The following is an 11,744-nucleotide window of genomic DNA, read 5'->3' on the forward strand; positions in this document are numbered from 1 at the left end:
CGATGGGCTACCTGCGCCGCAAGCTGGCCTTCTACGCGGTCGCGCTGTGGGCGGCCGTGACACTGAACTTCCTGATCCCACGCCTGATCAAGGGCAACCCGGTCGACATCATGCTGTCGCGGGTGCAGGGCCAGCCGATGCCGCCGGAGGCGAGGAGGGCGCTGGAGCTGCAGTTCGGCGTGAGCCACGACCCGCTGTGGCAGCAGTACCTCGGCTACCTCGGCAACCTGCTGCGGGGCAGGCTCGGCCTGTCGGTCACCTACTACCCGACCCCGGTCGGCACGGTGATCGCGCAGTCGCTGCCCTGGACGCTGGCCCTGGCGGGCGTCTCGCTGGTGATCACGGTCGCCCTCGGGCTCGGCCTCGGCACGCTCGCCGGGTGGCGCCGGGGCGGGCGGCTGGACGCGCTGGTCCCGGCCACCACGTTCATGGCCGCGATCCCGTACTTCTGGCTCGCCCTGATCCTGCTGTACGTGCTCGGGCTCGGCGCGGGCCTGTTCCCGCTGAACGGCGGTTACGACTACGCCGGCGTCACCATGGGGCCGAACCTCGCCTTCCTGGGCAGCGCCGTCTACCACGGCGCGCTTCCGGCCCTCACCGTCGTGGTGTCGTCGGTGGCCGGCTGGATGCTCGGCATGCGCAACATGATGGTCTCCACCATGGCGGAGGACTACGTCGTCATGGCCGAGGCCAAGGGGCTGCCGCCGCGCCGGGTCATGCTGGCGTACGCCGCGCGCAACGCCGTGCTGCCCAGCGTCGCGGGCTTCGCGGTGTCGCTCGGCTTCGTGGTCAGCGGCCTGCTGGCCACCGAGGTCGTTTTCGCCTACCCCGGCATCGGCTTCGCCCTGCTGCAGGGGGTGCAGAACGCCGACTACCCGCTCATGCAGGGCATCTTCCTGATCATCTCGCTGGCCGTGCTCGGCGCCAACCTGCTGGTGGACCTGCTGTACGGCGTGATCGACCCCCGCACCCGGAGGGCCTGAACGATGGCAGCCATCGCCGCCGCCCCACCCGCACGCGCGACCCGGTTCCGCCCGTCCGGCAAGCTCGCCGCCGGGCTCGTCATCGTCGCCTGCTTCGTCCTGGTGGCCGTGCTCGGCCCGCTCCTCGCCGGCGACCCCGACGCGATCGGGTACGAGCGGCTCGCCCCGCCGTCGGCGTCCCACTGGCTCGGCACCACCAACACCGGTCAGGACGTGCTCGCCCAGCTGATGTCCGCCACCCGGGGATCGCTGCTCATCGGCGTGATCGTCGGGGTCCTCGCCACCGTGGTCTCCCTGCTGGTCGGCGTGCTCGGCGCCTACCTCGGCGGCTGGTTCGACGAGGGGTTCTCGCTGCTGAGCAATGTGTTCCTGGTGATCCCGGGCCTGCCGCTCGTCATCCTGATCACCGACTACGTGGAGACGACCGGGCCGGTCGCGATCGCCCTCACCATCACGCTCACCAGCTGGGCGGGCCCGGCGAGGGTCGTCAGGGCGCAGACGCTGTCGCTGCGCGGGCGCGACTACGTGGACGCCGCCCGGGTCAGCGGTGAGCCCGGCTGGCGGATCATGGTGTTCGAGATCCTGCCGAACCTGCTGCCCGTCATCGCCGCCCAGCTCGTGTTCGCGGTGCTCGGCGGCATTCTCCTCGACGCCGCCCTGTCGTTCCTCGGCCTGGCCGGCGGGTCCGCCGGCTCCTGGGGCAGCATGCTCTACTTCGCGCAGAACGCCTCGGCCCTGTCGACGGGCGCCTGGTGGTGGTTCGTCCCGCCGGGGCTGTGCATCGCGGTGCTCGGCGCGGGACTCTCCCTGGTCAACTTCGGGATCGACGAGATCGTCAATCCCCGGCTGCGGAAGGGCGGCGCATGAACGTCCTGTCGGTACGCGACCTGAGCGTGGTCTACGGCGGCGAGCGGCCCACGCGCGCCGTGCGGGAGGTGAGCCTGGAGCTCGCCAGGGGCGAGGTCCTCGGCGTCGCGGGGGAGAGCGGGTGCGGCAAGTCCACCCTCGCCTACGCCGTCACCCGGCTGCTGCGTCCCCCGGCCGCCGTCACCGCCGGCGAGATCGTCTTCCGGACCCGGGAGGGGCGGGAGGTGGACGTCCTCGCCCTCGGCCCGCGGGAGCTGCGGGCCTTCCGCTGGCGCCGGATCGCGATGGTCTTCCAGAGCGCCATGAACGCCCTCAACCCGGTGCTCACCGTGCGGGACCAGCTCGCCGACGTGTTCACCGCCCACGAGCCGGGCATGGGCAGGCGCGAGCGCGAGGAACGCTGCGGCGAGCTGCTCGACATGGTCGGCATCGACCGGAGCCGGCTGTCGTCCTACCCGCACGAGCTGTCCGGCGGGATGCGGCAGCGGGTCCTCATCGCGATGGCCATGGCGCTGCACCCCGACGTCGTGGTGCTCGACGAGCCGACCACCGCCCTGGACGTCGTGGTGCAGCGCGACATCCTCCGTCGGATCGACCGGCTGCGCGAGATGCTGGGCTTCTCGGTGATCTTCATCACGCACGACCTGTCGCTGCTGCTGTCGATCAGCGACCGGCTCGCGATCATGTACGGCGGGCGGATCGTCGAGACGGGGCCCGCCGCCGCCGTCCGGGCCGCCCCGGCCCACCCGTACACGGCGGGGCTGCTCGGCTCGTTCCCCAGCCTGCGCGGCCCCCGGCGGGTGCTGCACGGCATCCCCGGAACCCCTCCCGACCTGTCCGGGGAGACGCCCGGCTGCGCCTTCGCCCCGCGCTGCGCGCACGCCTTCGACGCCTGCGGCGCGGTGACCCCGCCGCTCGTCCCGGCCGGCGGCACCGTGGCCGCCTGCCTCAAGCACGACGACGGGGGAGGACCCGCGTGACCACGCTCACCGCCGACGAGCTGACCAAGCACTACACGATCAGGGACGGGCGCGGCAGGCGCACGCTGCGGGCCGTGGACGGCGTCTCCTTCACCCTTCGCTCCGGCGAGACGGCGGCGCTGGTCGGGCAGAGCGGCAGCGGCAAGTCGACGGTCGTCCGCATGCTGGCCCGGCTGACCGAGCCCACCTCCGGCGCGATCCTGCTGGACGGCGAGCGGGTGCGCTCGGCGCGGCGGTACCGCAAGGACGTCCAGATGGTGTTCCAGGACCCCTTCGCCTCCCTCAACCCCGCCCACACCGTGGGCTACCACCTGCGCCGCCCGCTGCGCCTGCACGGTACGGCCGCCGACCTGACGCGCGGCGTGCACGAGCTGCTCGAACGCGTCGGGCTGACCCCGGTCGAGAGGTACGCCCGCAGGCTCCCGCACGAGCTGTCGGGCGGCCAGCGCCAGCGCGTCGCCATCGCCAGGGCCCTCGCGCCGCGCCCCAAGGTGCTGCTCGCCGACGAGCCGGTGTCCATGCTGGACGTGTCGATCCGGCTGGAGATCCTCAACCTCGTCGACGAGCTCAAGCGCGAGCAGGACCTCGCCGTCCTGTACGTCACGCACGACCTGGCCACCGCGCGGTACTTCTCCTCGACCATCATGGTCATGAACGAGGGGCGCGTCGTGGAGCGCGGCCCGAGCGACGACGTCATCCTGCGCCCCGCCCACCCCTACACCAGGCTCCTGGCGGAGGCCGCCCCCGACCTGTCGGCGCCCGCCGAGGCGACGCGATCACCGGAAATGGGTGCCTAGCACGTGTTCCGCCCGGGGCAGACTACTCTTGGCAGGGCAGGCACGCCTACGTGAGAGAGATCATGAAGACCTTCGAAGAGCTGTTCGCCGAGCTGTCGGAGAAGGCGCGCACCCGTCCCGCCGGGTCGGGCACCGTCGCCGCCCTGGACGCCGGTGTCCACGCCATCGGCAAGAAGGTCGTGGAGGAGGCCGCCGAGAGCTGGATGGCGGCCGAGCACGAGACCACGGACCGGGCCGCCGAAGAGATCTCCCAGCTCCTCTACCACGTGCAGGTCCTCATGATCGCCCGAGGCATCGGGCTCGACGAGGTCTACAAGCATCTCTAGACCTGTTTTCCGCACGAGCCCGACTCTCCCTGATCAGACGCTGTGGTCCGACACCATCAGTGGCCGGTCCAGGTCGACGAGGGCGATGTGCGGAAACCAGGTCTTGCCGGCGCCGCCGGCCTTCCCGACGACCGACCTCGTCCGCCCGACCCGAAGGATTCCCTTAACGCCATGCTCCGCCTCGCCGTACCCAACAAGGGCGCCCTCACCGAGGCCGCCCAGACCATGCTCAAGGAAGCCGGTTACCGTCCCCGCAGAGACTCCAAGGAGCTCGTGGTCGTCGACCCCGCCAACTCCTGCGAGCTGTTCTTCCTGCGCCCCCGCGACATCGCCGTCTACGTCGGCGAGGGCACGCTCGACGTCGGCATCACCGGCCTCGACATGCTGTACGACTCCGGCGCGCCCGCCGAGGAGATCATGCCGCTCGGCTTCGGCGTCTCCACCTTCCGCTTCGCCGCCCGGCCCGGCGCGTTCTCCTCGGTCAAGGATCTCCAGGGCATGCGCATCGCCACCTCCTACGCCGGGCTGCTCGGCAAGCACCTGGCGGACGAGGGCGTCGAGGCCCGCATCATCAAGCTCGACGGCGCGGTCGAGACCGCCATCCACCTCGGCGTGGCCGACGCGGTGGCCGACGTCGTCGAGACCGGCACCACCCTGCGCAACGTCGGCCTGGAGGTCTTCGGCGAGCCGATCGCCCACTCCCAGGCCGCGCTGATCAAGCGCACGGGCGCCGAGCAGACGCCGGGGGTCGAGCAGTTGATCCGCCGCCTGCAGGGTGTGCTGGTGGCCCGCGACTACGTCATGATCGACTACGACATCCGGGCCGAGCGCATCGACGAGGCCATCGCGATCACCCCCGGCATGGAGGGGCCGACGGTGTCCCCGCTGCACCGTGAGGGCTGGGTCGCCGTCCGCGCCATGGTGCCCCGCAAGGACCACCAGCAGATCATGGACCAGCTGTGGGAGATCGGCGCCAAGGCCGTCCTGGTCACCGCCATCTTCGCCTGCCGCCTCTGAGCCACGTGGCCGCGCCGGTCCCGCCGTCCGCGCGGGCGGGACCGGCGCCCTACGGCCGCCGGTGGCGCGCGATGACAAATGTCATCGCCGACGCCGGACGAGAGGCACTGATGATCTTTCCGCCTCCTGCCTACGGTTGACCCCATGAACGCCATCGCCCTCACCGAGGTGAGCAAGAGCTATGGTGAGGTCCACGCCGTGAACGGCCTGAACCTCACGATGGAGGCGGGCCGCACGGTGGCCCTCCTCGGGCCGAACGGGGCCGGCAAGTCCACCACGATCAACATGCTGCTGGGCCTGATCCGCCCCACGGCCGGAGAGGTCCGCGTCTTCGGCCGCACCCCGGACGAGGCGGTCGCCCACGGGGAGATCGGCGCGATGCTGCAGGAGGGGACGCTGATCCCCGAGCTGACCGTGCGCGAGCTGGTCGACTTCATCCGCCGCCTGTACCCCGATCCGCTGCCGCTCGACCAGGTGCTCCAGGTCGCCGACCTGACGGCCCTCGCCTCCCGGCGCGCCGGCAGGCTCTCCGGCGGGCAGGCCCAGAGGGTGCGCTTCGCCCTCGCCATCGCCGGCGCGCCCAGGCTGCTCGTCCTCGACGAGCCGACCGCCGCGATGGACGTCGAGTCGCGCCGCGCCTTCTGGGCCGGCATGCGCGACTACGCCGCCCAGGGCCGCACGGTCCTGTTCGCGACCCACTACCTGGAGGAGGCCGACGAGAACTCCGACCGCGTGATCGTGGTCGCCGGCGGCAGGGTCGTCGCCGACGGCACGGCGGCGGAGATCAAGGCCGGGGCCGGGGGCAGCTCGGTGGCCTTCTCGCTCGACGGGCAGTCGTCCGCGGGCCTGGACGCGCTGCCGGGGGTCACCGCCGTCGAGATCCTCTCCGGCACCGTCACCCTGCGCACCGCCGACGTCGACGCCACGGTCGCCGCGCTCTACCGGGGCACCACCCTGGACGTTCGCGATCTGCGGATCGACGGGGCCGACCTGGAGGACGCCTTCCTCACTCTCACCCGGTCCGCGGAGGTCTGACCCATGCTGAACTACGTCAAGCTCGAAGCCACGCGGATGCTGCGCAACAAGCGCTACGTCATCTTCGTCGTCGCCTTCCCGATCGGCTTCTACCTGCTGTACTCCAACCTCTGGGGCGACCAGGTCGACGAGAGCACCGGCGTGAAGGGCGCGGTCGTGCTCATGGTGTCGATGGCCGCCTACGGCGCGCTGGCGGCGTCCATCATGTCCACCGCCGTGCCGTGGTCGCAGGAGCGGCAGACGGGATGGCTGCGCCAGCTCCAGATCACCCCGCTGCGCAGCTGGACGATCATCGTGACGAAGCTGGTCACGTCGCTGCTGCTGGTGCTGCCCTCGCTGCTGCTGGTGGCCCTGGCCGCCGTGGTCACCCAGCACGTCTCGCTGTCGGCGGGCCAGTGGGCCGGGCTCATCGCCGCGATGTGGGCCGGGACGATCCCCTTCGCCGCGCTCGGCCTGACCATCGGCTCGCTCGTGCCGCCCGACACCGCGCAGCCACTCGCGATGATCGGCATGTTCGGGCTGGCGCTCCTCGGCGGGCTGTGGTTCCCCATCGCCCTGATGCCGCCCGTCATGCGGAACATCGCCCAGGTGCTGCCCTCCTACGACTACGCGAACATCGGCTGGCAGATCGTCGCGGGGCACGCCCCGGCGGGGTCGGCGGTCGCGGGCATCGCCGCCTGGGGGGTCGCCCTGTGCGCCCTGGCGCTGTTCGCCTACCGCAGGGCCACCGTCCGGGCCTGAGATGGGCGACCTGCGCAACATCTTCACCTTCGGCGGGACGGACGAAAGGCCGTCCCGCTGGCGGCGGCTGATCGGCCTCTCCGTGGGCCTGATCTACCTGTTCTATCCGGCCTCCGACATCACCTCCGGGGCGACCACCGGGACCGAGGCGTACTGGGCGGTGGCGTCGCTGGTGGCCTTCCTGGTGAGCTACGTCGCCACCGTGCTCAGCCCGAGGGGCTACGGCCGGCCGAGCCCCTGGACGCTCCCGCTGCTCTGCCTCACCACGCTCATGGCCGTGGTGTTCCCCCTCGTCTTCGGCGGTGCGTGGCTGACCTTGCCGGTCTACATCGCCATCATGCTCAGCATGGCGCTGCCTCCCCGGCAGGCGTTCGCCGGGGTCGGCTGCATGGCGCTGATCGTGCTGGTGGAAGGCCTCATCGTCGGCGCCGGGGACGCCATCCCGGTGCTGGAGTTGCAGGTGGTCACGCTCGGCGTGCTGTTCATGAGCATCCGCAACACGCGCATGCTGGTGGTCGAGCTCCGGCAGGCCCAGGACGAGGTGGCGAGGCTCGCGGCGAGCGAGGAGCGCCTGCGCATCGCCCGCGACCTGCACGACCTGCTCGGGCACAGCCTGTCGCTGATCGTGCTCAAGAGCGAGCTGGCCGGGCGGCTCGCCGAGCAGGGGTCGGACAAGGCGGTGGGGGAGATCCGCGACGTGGAGTCGGTGGCCCGGCTCGCCCTGCAGGAGGTGCGCGAGGCCGTGACCGGCTACCGGCGGCGTGGCCTGTCCGAGGAGCTCGACAACGCCCGCTCCGCGCTCGCCGCGGCCGGGGTGCGGGCGGTCGTCCGCACCTTGGGCACCCCGCTCCCCGACGTCCTGGACGGGTTGTTCGGCTGGGCCGTGCGCGAGGGCGTCACCAACGTCGTGCGGCACGCCGGAGCGTCCAGCTGTGAGATCACCGTGGCCTTCCAGGACGGCGGGGCGAGCATGGAGATCGACGACGACGGCACGCAGGCCGGGCCGTGCCGGCCGGGCAGCGGGCTGACCGGGCTCACCGAACGTGTCCAGGCGGCCGGTGGGACGGTTGAGGCGGGCCCGCGGCCCGGCGGTGGTTTCCGTCTGCGGGTGGCCGTCCCGGCCGCCGTAGAATCTCGCACCTGACGTCCTCGCCCGTCACCGGAGAGCGGGCGCACACATTCCGGGAGCATCAGTGATCAGGGTCGTGCTGGCGGAGGATCAGGCGATGGTCCGGGGCGCGCTGGCGTCGCTGCTCGGCCTGGAGCCCGACATCGAGGTCGTCGGGGAGGCCGCCACCGGTGAGGAGGCCGTGTCCGCCGCTCTGTCCACCCGCCCGGACATCGTGCTCCTCGACATCGAGATGCCGGTCATGGACGGCATCACGGCGGCGGCGCGCATCACCGGCGAGCTGCCCGGATGCCGCGTGATGATCCTCACCACCTTCGGCAGGCCGGGGTACCTGCGGCGCGCCATGGAGGCGGGCGCGGCGGCGTTCATGGTGAAGGACAGCCCGGCCAGGGAGCTGGCCGCCGCCATCCGCAGGGTGCTCGCCGGGGAGCGGGTCATCGACCCCGCGCTGGCCGCCGCCGCGCTGAGCGCCGGCCCGAACCCCCTGTCGGCCCGCGAGCGCGACGTGCTCGCCGCGGCCTCCGACGGCTCCACGATCGGCGACATCGCCGTGCGCCTGCACCTGTCGGAGGGGACCGTCCGCAACTACCTCTCCTCGGCCATCCAGAAGACCCACGCCCGCAACCGCATCGAGGCCGTCCAGCGTGCCCAGTCGCAGGGCTGGCTCTAGACCCCGGCGACGGTGCCGAAGGGGGCGCCCGCCCGCCCCCTCAGGTCAGAGCTGGTGCACCGGGGCGTGCGCGTGCAGGTGCCTGCGCGACCGGGTCAGGAGCGTGTCCAGCGACCACGCTCCGCCGCCCAGCAGGGCCACCAGCAGGAACGACCAGGAGAACAGCGCCGCGGGCTCGCCCCCGTTCATGATGGGGAACAGGCCCTTGGGCAGGTGGACCGTGAAGTACGCGTAGGCCATCGTGCCGGAGCACAGCAGCGCGGCGGCGCGGGTGGCGAGCCCGACGAGCACCAGACCGCCCGCGCCGAGCTCGATCGCACCGGCCCACCAGTCGGGCCACGCGCCGACGGCCGGGATCCTCCCGTCGTGCGGGCCGCCGAGCACGCCGAACAGGGTGGCCGCGCCGTGGCAGGCGAACAGCAGGCCGGTCACGACGCGGAACAGCGACACGACGGCTTCACGTAAGCGGTCCATGGTCACACCCGCTGCCAGAGTGCGGGGACGTTCGGCGGCTCCCAGCCCGCGATCGCCGTGTGCGACTGGACGCACCGGTAGGTGGAGCCTCCGTAGGTCACCACGGCGCCGATGGCGTAGACGGTGCCCGCCTGCCAGGTGCCCGAGGGCGTCGGCGTGGGCGTCGGGGTGGGAGTCGGAGTCGGGGTGGGGGTGGGGGTCGGCGTGGGTGTGGGTGTGGGTGTGGGTGTGGGGCCGCCTCCGCCGCCGATGTTCAGGTCGATGCAGGAGTAGAAGGCGTTGGCCGTGTCGGCGATGTTCCAGATGGCGAGGACCTTCTGGCGGCCGGAGTACCCGGCGAGGTTCACCGTCTGCGAGATCGTGTCCGGCGGCTGCTTCCCGCCGCCGTCGAAGACCGCGACCCGCGTGTTGCCGATGTAGTACTCGTAGTTCAGCGTGGCGTGCCTGGCGGTGAACGTCCAGGTGAAGGTCACCGAGGTGCCGACGGACGTGACGGGCCAGGCCTTGCTCTCGTCGGCGAGCTGGGCGAACTGCGACAGGCCCGCGTTGCAGCTGCGCAGGCCCTTGGGGCCCTCCACGCTCTGCGGCTCGTAGATGATGTCGCCGCAGTTCGGCACCTTGCCCTGCGCGCAGAACGCCTGCCTGCTGGGCGGGTAGTTGACGTAGCCGTGGGCGTACGCCGGGCTGGAGGTCACGACGATGGTCGCGGCGATGGCCACCACCGCCGCGGAGACTAACGTGAGAGTCCTTCGCATTGAAGTTCTCCTCTACATGGGGGGATACCCCTAACTTAAAAGAAAGTTTCTTAACAGTAAAGAGCCTGTTACGGAGATTCCACGCGAGGGGGTTCCTTCTGTGCCGTACCTGCCACCGCTCTCGAAGGGACCAGGGCGCGCTCCTCGTCGCCGCCTCCTGGCCGGTGGGGGCGACGGGGCCGGCGGAACCAGCTCACGCCCTGGACGGCGCGATCTCGGCGACCGGATTGTTCACGTCCGCATTCACGATCAGGAAGACCGTTCACCGATACATTCATGGTCCGGAGGGGCCCATGGAACCGGGCCAGGCCACCGCCGGCGTCCCCGCCGAGTTCACCGGCTTCTATCCCTGGCCCGACCTGACCACCGTGCCGATCCGCGACGCCGCCCCCTGCCAGTGGGCCTTGATGTGGCGCACGGCCGCGGAGAGCCCGTTGATCCGCGCGTTCGCCCAGGCCGCCACCGACGTCCGGAACGCCGCCGAGCACCCGGAGTGACCCGTCGCCTCGGCACGGGCGTGGCCGGACGTGGAAACGGCAGGCGGAGCGCTCCGCCTGCCGGACCTGAATGCCGCGTCAGGGCAGCAGCGCGGCGGCCTTGACCTTGTGCAGGTGGATCACGATGTCGAAGGACTCGCCGAGAGCGACCTTGGTGGCCTGGTCGGGGGACCAGAAGCCGCCGCCGATCAGCCGGGTGGGGCGGCTCTGCGCGAGCCACGTCCGTGCCGGCTGCGGCGCGGTGCGGGTGTCCAGGATGAAGTCGCGGTAGCGGACCTGGTCCAGGACGTACTCGTTATAGTCGCTGCCGGCGGCGTCCACCGAGCCCTTGCAGGTGAGGGGCCGCTCGGCCGGGCGCGAACCGGCCGGGCAGGTGCCCTTGTCGATCAGGAAGTTGTAGCCGCCCTGGTCGAAGGAGGTGCCGACGGTGACGAAGCGGCGGCCCAGACGCTCGCGCAGGACCCCGCCCATCGGCGCGGGCACGAACATCGTGTCGATCGGGGTGTAGCTGATGTGCGCGTTCAGCCCCGACATCTGGATCTTGTGGCCGGTCGTGGTGTTCCACCAGACGACGTTGTCGGCCATGGCCTTGTCCCGGTAGACCTGCGCCTGCCGGCGGCCCTCGGCGGTGGCCTGGTCGAAGGCGAAGTCGGTGAAGGTCTGCGACAGGGCGCGGGCGTGCTGCACCGCCCACCGGTAGTCCTCGCTCGCGCTGGTGTGCCGCTGGAGGAGCTTCAGGGCCTGGGTGGCGCGCCGGGCGTTGTCCTGGCGGGTCTCCAGCGGCTGGGACAGCGCCATGCCCATGTACTCGCCGGCGTCGGGAGTGGTGGGCCGCAACCCGTCGTACAGCTGGGTGAACCGCTCCAGCAGGCCGGGGTGGTGCTGCTCGACGTAGGCCAGGACCTTGTCGAACAGGACGTCGCCGGGGTAGAGCAGGTCGGCGCCCATGAACTGGACCTTGGCCTGGTGGGTGGCGTTGTAGGAGCGCATCCAGGTGATCAGGCCGAGGAACTCGCTGTTGTCGAACAGGTCGTAGGGGCCCTTGACCTCGTCGTGCATGATCGCGCGCGGGTCGCCCTTGCCGTTCAGGACGTAGTCGTTCAGCCGCACACCGGTGCTCCAGCTCAGCTCCCGGGCGAAGGTCGTGAAGCCCTTCTCGGTCACCAGGTAACGCAGCAGCCGCTGGTTGAGGGTGTAGAACTCGGCGGTGCTGTGCGTGGCCTCGCCGACGCCCACCACCTTGGCGCCCGCCACCATCGCGCCGAACGCCTTCAGGTCACGCTGGCCCGCCTGGGGCGCGGCCGAGGCGAGCGGCCTGGCCGCACTGTCGAGCGCGGCGACGACCTTCGCCTCACCGGTGTCGGCGGCGGCGGAGGTGGTGGCGACGGCGGCGGCGGCCAGGCCGATGGTCAGGGCCGCGGCCCAGGTCCTGCTGTTCATGATGTGTTTCCCGTTGTCTGAGAGGTCGTTGAC

General features: G+C 71.5%; 14 protein-coding genes. 11 read left to right on the plus strand and 3 right to left on the minus strand.

Translation table 11 applies throughout. The features are described 5' to 3' along the window. Positions 1-2: 2 nt before the first annotated feature. The 10 genes from KIK05_RS12355 to KIK05_RS12400 all read left to right on the plus strand — a co-directional run bounded on the left by KIK05_RS12355 (position 3) and on the right by KIK05_RS12400 (position 8,545). Positions 3-983 (plus strand): ABC transporter permease, encoded by a 981-nt coding sequence (locus tag KIK05_RS12355; RefSeq protein WP_214410801.1) that lies wholly within the window; start codon positions 3-5, stop codon positions 981-983. A gap of 3 nt (positions 984-986) precedes the next feature. Beyond that, complete coding sequence (locus KIK05_RS12360) at positions 987-1,850, plus strand: ABC transporter permease (RefSeq protein ID WP_214410802.1); 864 nt, start codon at positions 987-989, stop codon at positions 1,848-1,850. Beyond that, a complete protein-coding gene (locus tag KIK05_RS12365; RefSeq protein WP_214410803.1) occupies positions 1,847-2,830 on the plus strand; it encodes an ABC transporter ATP-binding protein in 984 nt (327 codons plus the stop codon). Before KIK05_RS12360 ends, KIK05_RS12365 begins: the two co-directional genes overlap by 4 nt. Continuing rightward, on the plus strand, positions 2,827-3,627 hold the full coding sequence (locus KIK05_RS12370; protein WP_214410804.1) for an ABC transporter ATP-binding protein: 801 nt from the start codon (positions 2,827-2,829) through the stop codon (positions 3,625-3,627). Before KIK05_RS12365 ends, KIK05_RS12370 begins: the two co-directional genes overlap by 4 nt. 62 nt (positions 3,628-3,689) lie before the next feature. Next, positions 3,690-3,953 (plus strand): phosphoribosyl-ATP diphosphatase, encoded by a 264-nt coding sequence (locus KIK05_RS12375; RefSeq protein ID WP_214410805.1) that lies wholly within the window; start codon positions 3,690-3,692, stop codon positions 3,951-3,953. A 171-nt stretch (positions 3,954-4,124) separates the two neighbouring features. Next, positions 4,125-4,970 carry an ATP phosphoribosyltransferase gene (gene hisG / locus KIK05_RS12380; RefSeq protein ID WP_214410806.1) on the plus strand — a complete coding sequence of 282 codons (846 nt, stop codon included), beginning with the start codon at positions 4,125-4,127 and terminating at the stop codon, positions 4,968-4,970. A gap of 144 nt (positions 4,971-5,114) precedes the next feature. Further along, positions 5,115-6,005 (plus strand): ABC transporter ATP-binding protein, encoded by an 891-nt coding sequence (locus KIK05_RS12385; RefSeq protein WP_214410807.1) that lies wholly within the window; start codon positions 5,115-5,117, stop codon positions 6,003-6,005. A 3-nt stretch (positions 6,006-6,008) separates the two neighbouring features. Further along, complete coding sequence (locus KIK05_RS12390) at positions 6,009-6,746, plus strand: ABC transporter permease (RefSeq protein ID WP_214410808.1); 738 nt, start codon at positions 6,009-6,011, stop codon at positions 6,744-6,746. 1 nt (position 6,747) lies between these two features. After that, the gene (locus KIK05_RS12395; protein WP_214410809.1) at positions 6,748-7,890 is read left to right on the plus strand and encodes a sensor histidine kinase; all 1,143 of its coding nucleotides are present in this window, start codon (positions 6,748-6,750) and stop codon (positions 7,888-7,890) included. A gap of 49 nt (positions 7,891-7,939) precedes the next feature. Next, positions 7,940-8,545, plus strand: coding sequence for a response regulator transcription factor (locus tag KIK05_RS12400; protein WP_214410810.1), 606 nt, complete (start codon positions 7,940-7,942; stop codon positions 8,543-8,545). A gap of 45 nt (positions 8,546-8,590) precedes the next feature. Here the strand turns inward: KIK05_RS12400 and KIK05_RS12405 are convergent, their stop codons facing one another. Then, the gene (locus KIK05_RS12405) at positions 8,591-9,019 is read right to left on the minus strand and encodes a DoxX family protein (protein WP_214410811.1); all 429 of its coding nucleotides are present in this window, start codon (positions 9,017-9,019) and stop codon (positions 8,591-8,593) included. A gap of 2 nt (positions 9,020-9,021) precedes the next feature. Continuing rightward, positions 9,022-9,774, minus strand: coding sequence for a lytic polysaccharide monooxygenase (locus KIK05_RS12410; protein ID WP_214410812.1), 753 nt, complete (start codon positions 9,772-9,774; stop codon positions 9,022-9,024). 293 nt (positions 9,775-10,067) lie between these two features. On the opposite strand from KIK05_RS12410, the gene KIK05_RS12415 reads away from it, so the two are divergent. Beyond that, positions 10,068-10,271 (plus strand): type 2 periplasmic-binding domain-containing protein, encoded by a 204-nt coding sequence (locus KIK05_RS12415; protein WP_214410813.1) that lies wholly within the window; start codon positions 10,068-10,070, stop codon positions 10,269-10,271. A 78-nt stretch (positions 10,272-10,349) separates the two neighbouring features. Here KIK05_RS12415 and KIK05_RS12420 read toward each other — a convergent pair whose 3' ends face one another. Then, the gene (locus KIK05_RS12420; protein ID WP_214410814.1) at positions 10,350-11,711 is read right to left on the minus strand and encodes an erythromycin esterase family protein; all 1,362 of its coding nucleotides are present in this window, start codon (positions 11,709-11,711) and stop codon (positions 10,350-10,352) included. Between the last annotated feature and the right edge of the window lie 33 nt (positions 11,712-11,744).

The sequence above is a fragment of the Sphaerisporangium fuscum genome, from assembly GCF_018531465.1.
In the GTDB taxonomy this organism is placed as follows: Bacteria; Actinomycetota; Actinomycetes; order Streptosporangiales; family Streptosporangiaceae; genus Sphaerisporangium; species Sphaerisporangium fuscum.

Coding starts and splice junctions, on each gene's coding strand:
- KIK05_RS12390 (WP_214410808.1), top strand. CDS start 6,009: ATGCTGAACTACGTCAAGCTCGAAGCCACGCGGATGCTGCGCAACAAG.
- KIK05_RS12395 (WP_214410809.1), top strand. CDS start 6,748: ATGGGCGACCTGCGCAACATCTTCACCTTCGGCGGGACGGACGAAAGG.
- KIK05_RS12415 (WP_214410813.1), top strand. CDS start 10,068: ATGGAACCGGGCCAGGCCACCGCCGGCGTCCCCGCCGAGTTCACCGGC.
- KIK05_RS12405 (WP_214410811.1), bottom strand. CDS start 9,019: ATGGACCGCTTACGTGAAGCCGTCGTGTCGCTGTTCCGCGTCGTGACC.
- KIK05_RS12420 (WP_214410814.1), bottom strand. CDS start 11,711: ATGAACAGCAGGACCTGGGCCGCGGCCCTGACCATCGGCCTGGCCGCC.
- hisG (WP_214410806.1), top strand. CDS start 4,125: ATGCTCCGCCTCGCCGTACCCAACAAGGGCGCCCTCACCGAGGCCGCC.
- KIK05_RS12385 (WP_214410807.1), top strand. CDS start 5,115: ATGAACGCCATCGCCCTCACCGAGGTGAGCAAGAGCTATGGTGAGGTC.
- KIK05_RS12360 (WP_214410802.1), top strand. CDS start 987: ATGGCAGCCATCGCCGCCGCCCCACCCGCACGCGCGACCCGGTTCCGC.
- KIK05_RS12355 (WP_214410801.1), top strand. CDS start 3: ATGGGCTACCTGCGCCGCAAGCTGGCCTTCTACGCGGTCGCGCTGTGG.
- KIK05_RS12365 (WP_214410803.1), top strand. CDS start 1,847: ATGAACGTCCTGTCGGTACGCGACCTGAGCGTGGTCTACGGCGGCGAG.
- KIK05_RS12375 (WP_214410805.1), top strand. CDS start 3,690: ATGAAGACCTTCGAAGAGCTGTTCGCCGAGCTGTCGGAGAAGGCGCGC.
- KIK05_RS12410 (WP_214410812.1), bottom strand. CDS start 9,774: ATGCGAAGGACTCTCACGTTAGTCTCCGCGGCGGTGGTGGCCATCGCC.